General features: G+C 59.4%; 11 protein-coding genes. 6 read left to right on the plus strand and 5 right to left on the minus strand.

What is annotated here, in order from left to right; genetic code table 11:
- Positions 1 to 46 precede the first annotated feature (46 nt).
- From NDJ82_RS00605 to NDJ82_RS00620, 4 genes are all read right to left on the minus strand, one after another.
- Entirely contained in the window at positions 47 to 1,411 is a 1,365-nt protein-coding gene (locus NDJ82_RS00605) for an MFS transporter (RefSeq protein WP_250924757.1), read from the minus strand.
- Between the two features lie 229 nt (positions 1,412 to 1,640).
- Positions 1,641 to 2,576, minus strand: coding sequence for a hypothetical protein (locus tag NDJ82_RS00610; RefSeq protein WP_250924758.1), 936 nt, complete (start codon positions 2,574 to 2,576; stop codon positions 1,641 to 1,643).
- 11 nt (positions 2,577 to 2,587) lie between these two features.
- On the minus strand, positions 2,588 to 5,482 hold the full coding sequence (locus tag NDJ82_RS00615; RefSeq protein WP_250924759.1) for an SH3 domain-containing protein: 2,895 nt from the start codon (positions 5,480 to 5,482) through the stop codon (positions 2,588 to 2,590).
- Between the two features lie 237 nt (positions 5,483 to 5,719).
- The gene (locus tag NDJ82_RS00620; RefSeq protein ID WP_099583892.1) at positions 5,720 to 6,583 is read right to left on the minus strand and encodes a Dyp-type peroxidase; all 864 of its coding nucleotides are present in this window, start codon (positions 6,581 to 6,583) and stop codon (positions 5,720 to 5,722) included.
- Between the two features lie 138 nt (positions 6,584 to 6,721).
- Between NDJ82_RS00620 and NDJ82_RS00625 the strand changes: the two genes are divergently transcribed.
- Both NDJ82_RS00625 and NDJ82_RS00630 read left to right on the plus strand, forming a co-directional pair.
- Positions 6,722 to 8,338 (plus strand): NADP-dependent glyceraldehyde-3-phosphate dehydrogenase, encoded by a 1,617-nt coding sequence (locus NDJ82_RS00625; RefSeq protein ID WP_250924760.1) that lies wholly within the window; start codon positions 6,722 to 6,724, stop codon positions 8,336 to 8,338.
- Between the two features lie 151 nt (positions 8,339 to 8,489).
- Entirely contained in the window at positions 8,490 to 9,551 is a 1,062-nt protein-coding gene (locus tag NDJ82_RS00630; RefSeq protein WP_250924761.1) for an FUSC family protein, read from the plus strand.
- A 167-nt stretch (positions 9,552 to 9,718) separates the two neighbouring features.
- Here NDJ82_RS00630 and NDJ82_RS00635 read toward each other — a convergent pair whose 3' ends face one another.
- On the minus strand, positions 9,719 to 10,477 hold the full coding sequence (locus NDJ82_RS00635) for a TetR/AcrR family transcriptional regulator (RefSeq protein WP_099583281.1): 759 nt from the start codon (positions 10,475 to 10,477) through the stop codon (positions 9,719 to 9,721).
- A gap of 357 nt (positions 10,478 to 10,834) precedes the next feature.
- On the opposite strand from NDJ82_RS00635, the gene NDJ82_RS00640 reads away from it, so the two are divergent.
- Genes NDJ82_RS00640 through NDJ82_RS00655 form a run of 4 tightly spaced genes read left to right on the plus strand, consistent with a single transcriptional unit; the run spans position 10,835 to position 15,425 of the window.
- Entirely contained in the window at positions 10,835 to 11,542 is a 708-nt protein-coding gene (locus NDJ82_RS00640) for an ABC transporter ATP-binding protein (RefSeq protein ID WP_158876755.1), read from the plus strand.
- A complete protein-coding gene (locus tag NDJ82_RS00645; protein WP_158876753.1) occupies positions 11,539 to 12,738 on the plus strand; it encodes an ABC transporter permease in 1,200 nt (399 codons plus the stop codon). Before NDJ82_RS00640 ends, NDJ82_RS00645 begins: the two co-directional genes overlap by 4 nt.
- Positions 12,731 to 14,194, plus strand: a complete 1,464-nt coding sequence (locus NDJ82_RS00650; protein WP_099583278.1) for a TolC family protein — start codon at positions 12,731 to 12,733, stop codon at positions 14,192 to 14,194. Before NDJ82_RS00645 ends, NDJ82_RS00650 begins: the two co-directional genes overlap by 8 nt.
- A complete protein-coding gene (locus NDJ82_RS00655; protein WP_250924762.1) occupies positions 14,184 to 15,425 on the plus strand; it encodes an efflux RND transporter periplasmic adaptor subunit in 1,242 nt (413 codons plus the stop codon). The genes NDJ82_RS00650 and NDJ82_RS00655 overlap by 11 nt, the downstream gene beginning before the upstream one ends.
- The last annotated feature ends 26 nt before the right edge of the window (positions 15,426 to 15,451 follow it).

Consider the following 15,451-nt stretch of genomic DNA (forward strand, 5'->3'; position numbering starts at 1 on the left):
CAGCTCGCCAAGGTAGCCTCTCTGAACCGCGTTTTACAACGGCCCGTTACGTCTTTTTCCCATAAGGCAGCACACGCAAACCACTGGCCACGCTGCCTACCAGCGCAAAGGCACAGCCCAGCCACAACGCCGCGTGCGGACCGCCGGCCTGTGACAGATGGAAACACAACGCCACCAGCGACGCGCCCAGCGTCTGCCCCAGCAAGCGTGAAATCGCCACGATGCCGCTGGCCCCGCCACTGCGCGCCAGCGGTGCACTGGTCATCAAGGCCTTGAGATTGGGCGATTGGAAAAAGCCAAACCCGGCACCGCATAACGCCATGCGCCAACCGATATCGAAGGCCGACGCGCCGCTGCCCAAGGTGGCCAACGCGGCCATCCCCAAGCTCAACATCAATAAGCCGATGCCGCACAGCAGGCCCAGGGACACACGGTCGGCCAGGCGCCCGGCAACCAGCGCCATCACGGCCACCACGGCCGGCCACGGCGTCATCAGGAAACCGGTTTCCACCTGGCTATGGCCGAGTACTGCCTGCAGCAGAAACGGCAGCGACACAAAGGCCAGGCCCTGGGCACTGAAGGCGCAGATCGCGGTAACAGAAGACAAGGCAAACACCGGCCGCCTGAACAGATCCAGGGCCAGCATCGGCGCCGGATGACCGGCCTGGCGACGCAGCAATAACCCGCCGCACAGCAGCGCCACGGCAATCAAGCCCAAGGTCAGTGCGGCTTGAGCACCGTGCACCGCCGTGCCCAGGCCCAACACCACCAAAGCGAACAAACCTGCACATAACACGGCCGCCAGTCGGTCGAACGCGTGCCCGGTCATGGGCAGCGTCGGCAATGAACGCACGCCAAGTGCCAGGGCCAACAACCCCAGCGGCACATTGATCAGGTACAGCCAATGCCACGTCGCCACCGACAGGATCGCCGACGCGGCAGTCGGCCCCAAGGTAAACGCCAACCCCACCACCAACGAGTTGTAACCGAGGCCGCGCCCGAGCATTTTCGACGGGTAGATATGCCGCAGCAACGCCGTGTTCACGCTCATGATCGCCGCTGCCCCCAACCCTTGCACCACCCGCGCCGCGGTGAGGGTTTCCAACGAACCGGCCAACCCGCAAAACAGCGACGAGACGATAAACAGCAGCAAGCCGCCCAGGTAAACGCGGCGATGCCCAAGCACGTCGCTCAGCGACGCAAACGGCAGCACCGTGGCAATAATCGCCAGCTGGTAGGCATTGACCACCCAGATCACCGAGGCCGAATCGGTGCCGATCCCCTCGGCCAGGGTAGGCAATGCCGTGTTGACGATGGCCGTGTCCAGGGTCGCCATGCCGATCCCCAAGGAGATCGCAATTACGGCCGGCAGGCGTTTATTGAGGGGCAGGCCATCGGCGGCAGAAGACATTAACGATCCGGACAGGATGGTGAAGGCGTTTAGATTACGGGTTGATGGTTTTTTTTTCAGTGGGGAATTGCGTGGCTGTCGAAATTTTCATAAAAGGGGGCCGATGAACCTGCCGATCACGCTCTAGGTCGCAGTCGTGGTGGCCTGACCACCAAACCTCCTATAATCGGCATAGGCTGCATAACTATTTTTCCATGCGAGCTGAATTAACCCCTTTCCTTTATGGAAGCTATTGCACTTCTAAGTTCTCTTTCGGCTCACAAAAATCAACATCCTGACATCGCACCCACTTCTCTATCAGGCGTCCTCCTTTTTGCTGATAGCGAACTTCAACAAAAGAATTTATCGACTTTAAGTAAATAGCAACGACATCACCCCGAATCAGATAAGCCTTGGTAACCCCTAGCGAAGAAGGTGACATGTACAAGTAAGCTCTTTCTGAAACAATTGACTTTTGAGTCCAACCGCTTATATCCACCCTAGCAGATAATTCTGTATTTTTAGGCAGCATACCTGCTTTATTCATCGCAGTTTTCAACTTGAAAAAATTGATGGTATCTCCGTCATGCGCCAACAGCTCCAACATATCAAGATATGTCTCTTTATTCACATCACGGGGTGGATCACAAGCCAGAATATTGTCAAAAGCTGTCCCCTCTAAAAAATATGCAAGGACTCTAGGCGAGGAAACCTGAATCAGGTCTTTCCGTCCGGAAGCATAGTCGTTGTAGACCTTATCGATCGTTGGCGCGTCCTTAATGAAATCATATCCATTACTTAGTGAACTATTCCATTGACTAGCGCCACCCCAACTCCCTCCACACTGCTCTCCGACAGACACATCAACAACACAACCATCAGACATTCTTACAAACGCACAAAGATACTTCTTACTCAAACCATCCTCACCTACACCCACTTCAGAAAAATTAACTATTGAAAAGGATTTATCAGGCGATAGATCTCCAGAGCCATATCGGCCATCGTAATTAAAGCTCAACCCCTCATCAAATACTTCAAAAACATCTCCTGCGCTCGACTTATACACTAAAGACCCCAACCCATCATCCGAATAAACCAGCGAGCCGAATACACCCTGAAGATCTTTTGCCATTAACCCTGAGGAAGTTAAAGCAGCCAAAGCAAACAAAATATAACTTCTCATCACAGCACTCCTCATAACAAACTTCGAAGATGCACGTAGCGCTCGCTTGGCGAATTCATGCTACGAGAGGGGCCATAAATCTCTATTAACTCTTTTTCGTATTGCTGGCTATTCTCTTCCCACTGGCTAGGGTCTGAGCTCAACCCAGGGTGGCGACTAAGCAATATGTCAATCGCACTTTTGAGGCTACGCGGCACGTTGCCGGGCGCGTTCACATCGTGATCAAGAACCAGAGCACGTCCGAGTCTTGACTGAAAGAAGTCACTTGCGGGATTAACGTAATCAAGAGGTAACTTCAAGAGAGCCACCCTCATTCGAGCAATAAAATCAACCACTTGTTTCTTCTGGAACTCGTCATGAAGCATCGCACTCGCAATCGAAGCCAGAGCTTCTGACGTTTTTGGGAACTCAGAGTCATTTTGACCAAAGTCTTTTTTTATAAAGTCGTACAATGCCTTTCCAGTTATATATTCATTCCCCGTGTCTCTGGACGAGTAATAAATTCTTTTCCCATTAGCCTCTTGCCTGATGGACCAACCACACCGTGCAAAAATCTCTTCAAATAAATCCGGGTTATCTGCTTGAAATTCACTTATCTGCTTGGGTAACTCTCCGTAACCTTCAGGAGTGACAGTTTTCTGCATCGCCCCAGCACTAAATGTTTGCCAATCCCAAGCTTGAATTGCATCCATAGCCCCTTCATTCGATGACATCGCAATTACAATGGCCTTTTCATCCGCCGTTGCTTTTCCCTTACTGATCAAGTCCTCCCAACCTGCAAATTTATTTAATTTCTTGGTCCCATGGTATACGGGCCCATAATACGTCTCATCAGGATATCCTCTCCTCTTTCTAACCCACCTGTATCTAGAAAACTTAATCTCTAAGCAACAGCCACAAGCGCACCCATTCCTCGTGAGAAACTGTCCCACCAACCCCACCGGATGCAAGTAATAAACCTGCCCATCCACCGGCAATCCAACTCCCTGCGCCACCTCATTCCACCAACTGATCTCCCTGATCCGCTCCTTTTCCGCCACCCAGTTTAAAAGTGGAGTCGAGCCGCTATGCCCCACTACATCGTCCAGTGCGTCCCACTTATGGGGTTCGTGGCGCCACTCGCTTTCGTAGTGGATGATCAGTTGCGACAGCGACTGCGCGTGCGCCGGTAGAGCAATCGCCGCCTGCAACTCTTCAGCCGTCACCACTCCATCACGGTCTCGATCGATGATGTCGTAAAGGCGATTCTTCATACGCCCGTTATCCGACTTATCGGCCAAGTTACTGTAGCGTTCGAGTTGCTGCTGACTGAAACGACCCACCGCTCGAAAAAAGGATGCCAGGGTTTGCCGAGGCGAGTCATAGTTGAAGACGACGTCGTAGCCCTCCCATGACCACGGACTGAACCACGGCGTGACACCCACTTCTTCACGCACCCAACCATCGAGTAATGCACCGTTTGCGTCGTGGAATAGTCCATCAAGTCGATACCAGTTGCAGGCGCTTCGGTCTGGCGTTGCGCTGACGACGATTTTTTTGTCTGGCGGCAAGCCGTCAATCAGGCTCTTGGGCACCAGCAGATCAGCATCACTGGGTATGCTGGCAGCGCTGAGTGTGGGTGGTTGTGTGGTGTTGAAACGCTCCTGATGCGTCACCACAGCGGTGCCCTTGGAGAATTTCAGCCAGGTCTTGCCGGCGGCGGGCAGTCGTTGCGCCCAGGCCCGGCTTGACTCGATAAATGGCTCCATGTGGTCGGCACTGAACACTTCCAGGTGCAACTTCTTTTCCGGGTACTCGGCACTGCCGTCTTGATACTCGCCAATATGACCGATCAACTCGCCAGCCTTGATCGCGATGGGTTTATCAAGGACCACAATGCGGTCAGCTATGGGTTCCAGCGCGCCTTCCAGCGAGTTGAAATGCACATACTGATTTACACGCTCCAACTTGCGGAGCCTGCCTTCCCCGCTGACGGTGACTTCCGTGCCATCGGGCAACTCCATAAGGACGGCGCTGCTGGTGTTCGCTTCGGCACGCACACGCAGTGAGGGAGTCGCTTTGACCCGATACTCATCCCCAACAATGGGGACCAGATAGTCAACCGAAAGGAAACCGAGCAGTGAGCCGTCGGCATTTTTCAGTACATCTGGTCCGCTGGTGTTTTCCAGCTTGCGGTATTCACCCTCACCGCTGACGGTCACCTCTGCGCCCCGTGGCAGCAGCGCCAATACCTTGCCGCCCCGCGCCTGGTTACGCACATTCAGGCCACGTTGCTCAGGAGGGCCTGCGCGTACGTCGCTAACCGTGGTCTTGACTTGGCGGCTCAGCCCCTCGGGCCAAAATGCCGGGCGGAGGATGGAACGGTCACTCCGGTAAACCGCCCAGTCCTGCAGGTGCATATACAGGCTATAAAAGATCAGACTCGGTGGTGCATCCGTGCTGCCCTCAATCCTGGGCGCTTCGAGGCGATGGCGGACCAGCACAAAGTTGCGTGAGAAGGGCTTGGGTACACACCGTTCTTCAGTGAAATAAGGGGTGGTCGGCGAGAGTTCATCAATGCGATAGGCCACCACTTCACCGTCCGCCAGGCAATGCACGCTGGATTGATCCAGGGTACCGGCTGTGCCGCTGTCGAAATGCACCCCGCCGTGCCAAAGGCCATTGCGGCCCAATGGGTAGTAACCCGCGGCTGCCTTGGCCATTTGGGTCACTTGCAGTAATGGATTGCTCTTGTCCTTGAAGGGGTGGCTCCAGTTTTTCAGTGGAGTCAGTGCGTCGTCACGTGACTGCGCAAACGGTTGAGACGGAGCCGGGGACGTCTGCCGCGTCGGAGGGTCCGACACGTAAATCGGCTCTTCCCTACCAGGGCCGAAGAGATCAAATAGACGAGAAAACAAATTCGCCATGGTGCTTCACTCGATGTCTGCAATAGGGCAACCCAGAGACATCCATAAGTCCCTGGATTGGCGAAGTCACAGAGAGTAAAGAGTTGCTATCCGTGGCGAATGTCGGAAGGTTCGCTTTATAAAGACAGGCACTTCCCTAAGTGCAGAACAACAGGCAGTGGATACACAGCCATAAAAAACGCGCCATGACCGGGTAGGCGATGACGCGTTTTTTATGACTTCGACTGAAAGGGAAAATCAGCCTGCCAGCGCGCTCAGGTCCAGTCGCCCCCCAATAACCGGCGGGCACCAGTAGTAACCACCGGTCAACGGCGTACTGATGCGGTACAACCCGTCGACAATCCCGTCTTCCAACCCGCTCATGCGGCGCAGTTGTGCTTCGAATGCATCGAACGAATGGCCAAACGCGAGGAACATCAACCCGGCCTGGCCGTTCTCGGCCCATGGCATCGAGCGGCGCACCACGAAGGCTTCCGGGGTGAAGCTTTCCTGGGCAGTGCGTTTGGTGTGGGCGGATTCGGGGGCGTCTTCCAGCTCTTCGTTGTCGCCATGGCGGCGGCCGATGATGTGGTCGCGCTCTTGGGCAGGCAAGGCGGCGAAGCCGTCGAGGTCGTGCTGCCATTGCTGGATCGCGGCGAAGCTGGCGCCGCTGTCGGTCAAGGCGGCTTCAACGGCGGCGTCGTCGTGAGGGTTTTCGGTGCCGTCTTCGTAGTCGGTGAGGTCGAAGCCGGTCTTGTAGCGAAAGCCTTCGGTTGATTGCACCAGGCTGAACGCTGGGGCCAGGGCCTTCTCAAAAGCGCGACTGCGCAACAGCAGTTCACCGCGATCCACGCCGTGCAGCCATACCCACAGTGCCTGCTGGGTGGACGGATTGTGCGCGCCCGGCGCGCTCACGGTTGGAAAGCTGCGCAAGCCGTCAACCGTCGCACCCAGTGCATTTACCAGCGGCTCGCCAAACCCGACCACTGCCGCCGAATCGGTCAACTGCACCAACGCGTCCAGCGCAGCAGGTACGGCTGCCAGGGTATCCACGGCAAAAAACAGATGGCGTGCCTGCAAAGGCACCGGTGCGGCAAGAATGCCCGGCTGGTACTGACTCATGTGAACTCCTTCAAGAAAGGCGCGCAGTTTACCCGGCGCAAGGCGCGGTGCGTACTGCAAAGCGCACAAGCCTTGCCATAGAGCCCTCTGTTGGGTGACTCTCTAGTCATGTTTTGCAACTATTCCAGGGGTAGCGACATGACCACCAGCAACCTGCTCGCCCAACTTTTCCCCACGTCCGTGGCCGACATTCCCGAGCAATTCCGGCTTGAAGCACCCATTGAGCAGCGTGATTACCTGGTCGATGGCCAGTTAAGGGTATGGAGCGGCCCGCTGGCCCAGGTGCAGAGCCCGGTACAGTTGGGCGAGCGCCGCGTGGTGATCGGCAGCACGCCGCTGCTGGACGCCGAGACCGCCCTCACCGCCCTCGATGCCGCCGTGCGCGCCTACGACCGGGGGCAGGGCGAATGGCCAACCATGCGCGTGGCGGACCGTATCCAGCATGTCGAAGCGTTTTTGCGCCGCATGCGTGAACAGCGCGATGTCGTGGTTACGCTGTTGATGTGGGAAATCGGCAAGAACCTCAAGGACTCGCAGAAAGAATTCGACCGTACCTGCGACTACATCACCGACACCATCAATGCGCTCAAGGAGCTGGACCGTCGCAGCAGCCGCTTCGAGCTGGAACAGGACACCCTCGGGCAAATCCGCCGTGTGCCGCTGGGCGTGGCGTTGTGCATGGGCCCCTACAACTACCCGCTCAACGAGACCTTCACCACGCTGATCCCGGCGCTGATCATGGGCAACACCGTGGTGTTCAAGCCAGCCAAGCTCGGCGTGCTGCTGATCCGCCCACTGCTGGAGGCGTTTCGCGACAGCTTCCCGGCCGGGGTGATCAACGTGATCTACGGCAGTGGCCGCGAGACCGTCAGCGCGCTGATGGCCAGTGGCAAGATCGATATCTTTGCGTTCATCGGCACCAACAAAGCCGCCAGCGACCTTAAAAAACTGCACCCCAAGCCGCACCGCTTGCGTGCCGCCCTGGGCCTGGACGCGAAAAACCCCGGCATCGTGCTGCCCGAGGTCGACCTGGACAATGCCGTCAGCGAGGCGCTCACCGGCTCGTTGTCTTTCAACGGCCAGCGCTGCACCGCGTTGAAAATCCTGTTTGTGCATGAGGATGTCGTCGAGCGCTTTATCGAGAAATTCAACGCCAAACTGGCGACCCTCAAACCCGGCATGCCATGGGAAGACGGCGTGTCGCTGACGCCGCTGCCGGAAGTGGGCAAGGTGGACTACCTCAACGAACTGGTGGCCGATGCGCAACAGCATGGCGCCCAGGTGGTGAATGCCAACGGTGGCACCAGCCGTGGGTCCTTCTTCTACCCGGCGGTGCTGTACCCGGTGAACCCGCAGATGCGCGTGTACCACGAAGAACAGTTCGGCCCGGTGGTGCCAATCGTGCCCTACCGCGACCTGGAGACGGTGATCGAATACGTGCTCGACTCGGACTTCGGCCAGCAATTGAGTATTTTCGGCACCAACGCCGTGGCCGTCGGGCGCCTGGTGGACACCTTTGCCAACCAGGTTGGCCGGATCAATATCAACGCCCAATGCCAGCGCGGGCCGGACACCTTCCCCTTCAACGGGCGCAAGAACTCGGCCGAGGGCACGTTGTCAGTGCATGACGCCTTGCGCGTGTTCTCGATCCGCACCTTGGTGGCCACCAAGTTCCAGGAGAGCAACAAGGCGCTGGTCAGCGACATTCTGCGCAACCGTGATTCGAGTTTCCTGACCACCGATTACATCTTCTAACATCTGCACGACTCACTGTGTGGGAGGGGGCTTGCTCCCGATAGCGGTGGACCAGCCAATACATGCGGTACTGATCCACCGCCATCGGGGGCAAGCCCGCTCCCACGTTTGGATTGTGTACATCTCCTGAACCGAGGCCCCTTTAATACTGATGAATCTGCCACTCTTCGCTCGGCGCCTGTTGCGCCCGCTGCTCGACCCGTACCGCCGCTATCGCCACGCCAAGCTGATCCACGCCGTGCGTGTGTCCATCGGCCTGCTGGCGACGATCCTGCTGACCACCGGCATCAACCTGCCCCATGGCGAATGGGCCTCGGTGACCATGCTGATCGTGATCGGTGGCTTGCAGCACCACGGCAATATCGGCAAGAAAGCCGTGGAGCGCGCCTACGGCACCTTGATCGGCGCCAGCGTCGGCCTGCTGCTGGTGGTGCAACAGGCCTACTTCGGCCAGCCACTGCTGACCTATTTGTTGATGTCGGTGGTGTGCGGATTCTTCTCATATCACGCCATCGGCAAGGGCGGCTACATCGCGCTGCTGTCGGCGATCACGGTATTTATCGTCGCCGGCCACGGAGACAATCCGATCTCGGATGGCTTGTGGCGCACGGTGGATATCCTTATCGGCATCGTGCTGGCCCTGGCGTTTTCCTTCGCCCTGCCGCTGTACGCCGTGTACTCGTGGCGCTACAACCTGGCCAGCGCCTTGCGTGATTGTGCGGCGATTTACAGCCGGATCATCAATGGCCAATCGGTCACCGATGATGAACACCTCAAACTGCTTAACCGCCTGAATGCGGCGATGGTGCAACTGCGTTCGCTGATGCCGTCGGTGTCCAAGGAAGTGCGAGTGTCCATGACCGAACTCGACGCAATCCAGCGCCACCTGCGCATGTGCATCAGCACCCTGGAGATTCTCGGCAACACCCGGCCGGATCCGCGTGATGAACACGCGACGGCGCGGATGCAGGTGATGTTGAAAGCCGAGCACCGGCAGATACGGGTGCAGTTGGTGGGAATGGCTCGGGCCTTGAAATCCGGAGTGACGGAGCGGCTGGAGCGGCCGAGCCATGCCGGCCTGAACGAGCCTGCGCTGGATGCGCCGGTCTACAGCGCGCTGGATGGCTACCGGTTGTTGACGCTACAGTTGGCGGCGAATATTGATGCCATGCGTCAGCGGCTGGCCAAGAGTGCCGGGCGTTGGAAGATCTAAGAAATGGCTATTTGACGCATTTGTCCACGTCAACACTTTCACACTTTCTCTTACATTTTTTTCACGTTTTATTCACATCCCAGGCCGTACTGTAAAGCCTCATCCGTTACAAATGTTGCATATCAAGCCCGCCGCCCCAGCGGGCTTTTTTTTGCCTGGGATTTGATCTAGCGCGCGACTTTGCCGACAGGTGCAGAGGCTTGCTCGCGAATCGCCCGTTGGGTGTCCAGCACCCTGGCCAACGCGGTTTCTGCCTCGGGGCTTTGCTGCGGGACACGAATCGCTGCCGAGACCAGGGTGATCAGCTTGGCCATCACCTCAGCGTCGGTGGCCGGGCGGCCCAGGCTCATGGAGTTCATCAACAGGCGCAGCTCGGTACCGGCCATCACCCCGGAAATCGCCTTGAGGGCAAATTGCAGGCGCACACCCAGTTCGTTGCGCGGCAAATCCGGCAAGGCCAGGGCGAAGGCTTCGAAAAAGCGTTGGAACACCGGCTGGTAATGCACCTTGAGGTATTCCTGGATAAACGGTGAGGTGTCGCTGTACACACGGCCCAGGAAACGAATGAACGAACGCCCTTCCCCACTGGCACTGGCCGGATCGCTGCGCTCCAGGCCCATGGCCGGAGCGAAGAGCACACCGAGCAAGGTGTCGCAATCAAGGGGGCCATCGGCTTCGGCTTCACAACGTGCCAATAGCTCCAGGCGCTGCTCGTTGAGCGGCTCCAGGCGTTGCATCAGCAGGGTCTTCATCAGGGAGTCCTTGTCCCCGAAGTGGTAGTTCACGGCAGCCAGGTTCACCTGGGCACGCTCGGTAATCTGCCGTAACAACACCGCGTCATAACCGTACTTAATAAAGAGCGCCTCTGTCGCATCCAGCAATCGAGTCTTGGTAATGTTTGGAGCGCTGAGTTTCTTCGCGACCATAAAGGGTTCCACGGCGGAAATATTGTTTTAAAAAATAATTTGATTTTTTATACCGGGGCGGCCGTTCGAAAGCAAGTAGTGACACACCGCCATACCATCCAAAGCCTTTGCCAGCGGGCATTTTGCGGCCAGCCAGGGGTATTTTGGCAGCTCCTCACACTGACGGGTTAAATCGTTTCAAAGGGTAAAACCGCTCTACATCCATGGCTGGCGAAGCACTGGGAACACGGTTAGTATTCAAACAATATTTTAAAAACAAGAAATAAAACCAGTCCGTGACGCATACCAGGCAGCTCCCGAACTTGTTACAAGGATTTACAGGGGCATGCCGGCGGCGTCGAGACTGCAGGCGTAGTCATGATGACACAGACCCCCGCGCACCCAGGCTTGATCTCCCTGCAAGGCATCGGCAAACGTTATCAGTTGGCCGGGCAAAAGCTGTCCATTCTCAATGACGTGTGCCTGTCCATCGCCCGCGGTGACAGCTGCGGCATCCTCGGCGCCTCCGGTTCCGGCAAGAGCACCCTGCTCAATATCCTTGGCCTGCTGGACCTGCCCAACAGCGGCCAGTACCACTTTGCCGGCCACGATATTTTGAGCGCCACCCCGGACGAACTGGCGGCGATCCGCAACCAGCAGATCGGTTTTGTCTTCCAGAGCTTCAACCTGCTGCCGCGCCTCAGCGCCCTGGACAACGTCGCCCTGCCCCTGAGCTATCGCGGTGTGTCGCGCCATGAATCGGTGGAGCAGGCCCAGCGCATGCTTGAACAGGTAGGCCTGGCCGACCGCGCCCACCATCGCCCCGCCGACCTCTCCGGCGGCCAGCGCCAACGCGTGGCCATCGCCCGAGCCTTGGTGGGCAAACCCTCGGTGATCCTGGCCGACGAACCCACCGGCAACCTCGACAGCAGCACCGCCCAGGACATCATGGACCTGCTGCTGGCCCTGAATCGCGAGCAGCAGGTCACGCTGATCATCGTCACCCACGACGCGCAGATCGCCGAACGCCTGGAGCGCAAGATCCTGGTGCGCAACGGCGTGGTGCACGAGGTCGGTCGCCCATGAGCCTGCGGGTCGAACAGAGCCTCAGCCAACTGCTGCATGAAGCCTTCATCAGCCTGCGCACCCTGGGCAAGCGCTCGGTTCTGGCGCTGCTGGGCATTGTTATCGGCAGTTCATCGGTGGTGGCGCTGATCAATATCGGCCACAACGCGGCGGTGGATGCCGCGCTGATTTTCAAGGACATGGGCACTGACACCCTGGTGGTGCAGTTCCCGCCCAAAGGCAGCAGCAATGTGCCGATGCGCGCCCAACTCGACCTGCAAGCAGTGCGCGCGGCTGTGCCGGGCATCGCGCATATCGGCGCACTCAGCCTGTTCAGCGGGCCCATCGTGTTCCATGGCCGCAGCGTCAACGCCAACTTTGTCGGCAGCACGCCGGACATTCCCCAGACGATGCGCCTGCAACTGCAGCAGGGGCGTTTTCTGTCGGGCTTCGATGCCAACGAAACCTATGGCGTGATCGGCAACCAGGTCGCTCAGGCCCTGGGGGCGCCGGGCGACCCTCTGCAACTGGGCGACCGCGTGCGCATCAACGACTACCTGTTCCTGATCGTCGGCATCCTGCACAACCAGCCCAGGGCGATGCTGATGCCAGTGCAGGCCAACGAGTCGTTGTTCATCCCCGCCGAAGGCATGCGCCGCATCTACGCCATGCCGCAGATCGGCAACGTGATCATCCGCGCCGCGCCCGGCCAGGACATGGAGCGCATCGCCAAAGAGGCCGCCAGTGCCTTGCAAACCCAACTTACCGAGCATTCTGTCGACATCCAGGTACCCCAGCAGATGATCGATGGCATGACCCGGCAAAGCCGCACCTTCGCCTACCTGCTGCTGGCGCTCGGTGCGATTTCCCTGGTGGGCGGTGGCGTGGGGGTGATGAACGTGATGCTGATGAACGTCTCGGAGCGGCGCCGCGAGATCGGCATTCGCATGGCCCTGGGCGCTCGCCAGCGGGATATCCGCAACCTGTTCCTGCTCGAAGCCGTGACCCTCACCGCCGTCGGCGCGCTGTGCGGCGCAGTGCTGGGCATGAGCGCCGCCTGGCTCTACGCCTGGCTGTCGGGCTGGGAATTCGCACTGGCGGCTGCCGCCCTGCCCCTCGGCGTGGGCAGCACGTTGCTGGTGGGTTTGTTCTTTGGCATCTATCCGGCGGTCTCGGCCTCGCGATTGCAACCGGTGGAGGCCCTGCGTGATGAGTAAATGGCTCTGGCTGCTGGCGCTGATCAGCCTGCCCGGCGTGGCGGCCGACGTGGTCATCCGCCCCTCGGCCCCCAGCAGCAGCCGCAGCGTGTCGCTGAACGCCCAGGTCACTACCCTGACCCTGGGCGACGCGGTGTACCTGGGCCTGCGCAAGAACCCGGCAATCCGCAGTGCCTACCTGCAACGCGTCGCGCAGAAGTTCGACCTGCGGGTGGCCGAAGACGTGTTCAACCCCAAGCTCACCCTCAACAGCTATTACCGCGGCACCCGTGGCTCCCAGGACAGTGCACGCAACGCCAACCTCGCACCGTCCAGCAGCCTGCTCGGCGAATACGGCACGCGCCTGAGCATGGCCTGGACTCAACAGCTGAACAACGCCGACCGCGCCGGCCGCTACCGCAGCGACGGCCTGGACCTGGCGATCATCCAGCCGCTGATGCGCGGCGCCGGCTGGGACGCCACGACCGCGCCACTGCGCCTGTCGCGGCTGTCGGAACAGGCCAACCGCCTCAACCTCAAGGCCACCGTGGCACAGACCATCAGCCAGATCATCGCCACCTACCGCGAATTGCTGCGCGCCCAGGAGCAACTGCTGATCGTGCAGGAAGCCCTCAAGCGCTCCGATACGTTGCTCGAAGTGAACAAGGCCTTGATCAGTGCCGGGCGCATGGCCGAGTTCGAGATTGTGCAGACCGAGGCCGACATCGCCACCCAGCAACTGGGCGTGGAAGAAGCGCAAAACCAACTGGACAGCAATCGCCTGGCGCTCCTGCGCCTGCTGGCCCTGGACCTGTCCACGCCGATTCGCGCCACCGAAGCCCTGGAGGCCAAGCCCATGCAGATCGACAAGCGCCAGGCCTTCACCCTGGCGCAAACCCAGCAACCGGAATACCTCGCCGCCCTGCTCGGCAGCCAGCAAGCCGACCTCAACCTGGTGATCGCCAAGGACTCTGGGCGTTGGCAGGTGGATCTGGTAGCCGGCGCGAATCAGATCCGCGACAACTACAATAACGACGCCGGCAGCAGCAACAACCGCACGTGGGATAGCTACGCCGGGGTGCAGGTGCAAATCCCCATCGGCGACATCAGCACGCGCCAGGCCGAAGTGCGTGCACGGGTGAACGTGGAGGATCAGGCCATCCGTATCACCGACGCCCGCCAGGAGCTGGAACGCAGCGTCAACGACGTGGTGCGCGACCTCGGCACCCGCTGGCGTCAGTATGAAATCTCCCAACGCGCGGTGGAGCTGTCACGCCGCAAGATCGAGATCGAACGGGAAAAACTCAGCGCAGGGCGCTCCACCAACTTCCAGGTGCTGAGTTTCGAGACTGACCTGCGCAACGCCGAAAACGCGCAGCTCAACGCATTGATCGCTTATTTGAACGCCCAGACACAGCTCGACCTGACCCTGGGCATGACGCTGGAAAGCTGGGAAATCGCCCTCAATGACTACTAATCGAAAACGCCTGCTGGGCGCTGTGGTGATCTTGTTGCTGGTCGGTGCCGGGCTGGCCCTGCGCAGCCCTGCGTCCGATCCCGCCAGCACCGCCGAGCAATGGCTGGCCGTGAAACCCGACCCGCTGGTGCACCAGATCGGCCTGGTGGGCAAGATCGAGCCTGACACCACCCTCACCCTCACCGCGCCGTTCGACGGTAACGTGCAGGCCAACCTGGTGGAACCAGGCCAACGGGTCGAGGCGGGTCAAGTGCTGCTGCGCATGGACCCGGCCACCCTCGAAGTGCAATTACGCGACGCACTCTCTGCCCAGCTCAAGGCCCGACGCACCGTGCAAGAGATGCAGGACTGGGACAGCAGCCCCGCCGTCAGCCGCGCCCGCCGCAGCCTGCGCACCACCGAGATGACCGCCGGCAACACCCAGCGCAAACTCACCGAAAGCGACAACCTGTTCAAGCGCGGCATCATCCCGCGCAACGAGCTGGACGACCTCAAGCAGCAGGCCCAACAGCAACAACTGGACCTCGCCTCCGCCCGCAGCGAACTGCAACAGGCCCTCGACCAGGGCAAGGGTGAATACCGCCAGATCGCCGACATGGAACTGACCAACGCTACGGTGAAATACGAGGCCCTGCGCACGTTGCTCGACGGCCGGGAGGTCAAGGCGCCGTTCTCCGGCATCGTGGTGCCCGCGCCCGGCATCAACACGCCCCAAGGCGGCAGCAACACCAACGCCCCAATCCAGGCCGGGAGCAAAGTCAGCCAGGGCCAGGTGCTGTTTGGCCTGGCGAATATCGAACGGCTGAAGATTGTCGCCAAGGTCTCGGAGTTGGACATCAACCAATTGCATCAGGGCCAGGCGGTGGAAGTCATGGGCGACGGGTTTGATGGCGAGCGCCTGACCGGCTCGGTCAGCGTGGTCAGCGGCTTGGCGATGGCCAGTGACAGCCAGGGCAGCGCGCAGTTTCCAGTGACCTTGTCGATCCCCAAGCTGACCCCGCAACAGTTGCAGCGGGTGCGTCTGGGCATGAGTGCGCGGTTGACCATCGTCACCTACAACAACGAGCAGGCGATTGTGGTGCCCGCGCAGGCGGTCGTTGGCGGTGAAGTGGAGTATCGGGAGGCGATGGACAAGCCGGTGGAGCGAGTCAAGGTCACGACCGGGCAAGCGACGGCGCAAGGGGTTGAGGTGTTCGGCCTGAAGCCTGGCCTTGTGAAGCTCTCACAATAATTGATGGTTCAAATCTGGGAGGGGCA

Source organism: Pseudomonas sp. SR18, from assembly GCF_023701505.1.
Taxonomy (GTDB): Bacteria; Pseudomonadota; Gammaproteobacteria; order Pseudomonadales; family Pseudomonadaceae; genus Aquipseudomonas; species Aquipseudomonas cyclaminis.

What these genes read in the sequence shown, in the direction of transcription:
- NDJ82_RS00640 (WP_158876755.1), top strand. Translation starts at nt 10,835, where the DNA reads ATGATGACACAGACCCCCGCGCACCCAGGCTTGATCTCCCTGCAAGGC.
- NDJ82_RS00655 (WP_250924762.1), top strand. Translation starts at nt 14,184, where the DNA reads ATGACTACTAATCGAAAACGCCTGCTGGGCGCTGTGGTGATCTTGTTG.
- NDJ82_RS00650 (WP_099583278.1), top strand. Translation starts at nt 12,731, where the DNA reads ATGAGTAAATGGCTCTGGCTGCTGGCGCTGATCAGCCTGCCCGGCGTG.
- NDJ82_RS00605 (WP_250924757.1), bottom strand. Translation starts at nt 1,411, where the DNA reads ATGTCTTCTGCCGCCGATGGCCTGCCCCTCAATAAACGCCTGCCGGCC.
- NDJ82_RS00615 (WP_250924759.1), bottom strand. Translation starts at nt 5,482, where the DNA reads ATGGCGAATTTGTTTTCTCGTCTATTTGATCTCTTCGGCCCTGGTAGG.
- NDJ82_RS00610 (WP_250924758.1), bottom strand. Translation starts at nt 2,576, where the DNA reads ATGAGAAGTTATATTTTGTTTGCTTTGGCTGCTTTAACTTCCTCAGGG.
- NDJ82_RS00630 (WP_250924761.1), top strand. Translation starts at nt 8,490, where the DNA reads ATGAATCTGCCACTCTTCGCTCGGCGCCTGTTGCGCCCGCTGCTCGAC.
- NDJ82_RS00635 (WP_099583281.1), bottom strand. Translation starts at nt 10,477, where the DNA reads ATGGTCGCGAAGAAACTCAGCGCTCCAAACATTACCAAGACTCGATTG.
- NDJ82_RS00625 (WP_250924760.1), top strand. Translation starts at nt 6,722, where the DNA reads ATGACCACCAGCAACCTGCTCGCCCAACTTTTCCCCACGTCCGTGGCC.
- NDJ82_RS00620 (WP_099583892.1), bottom strand. Translation starts at nt 6,583, where the DNA reads ATGAGTCAGTACCAGCCGGGCATTCTTGCCGCACCGGTGCCTTTGCAG.
- NDJ82_RS00645 (WP_158876753.1), top strand. Translation starts at nt 11,539, where the DNA reads ATGAGCCTGCGGGTCGAACAGAGCCTCAGCCAACTGCTGCATGAAGCC.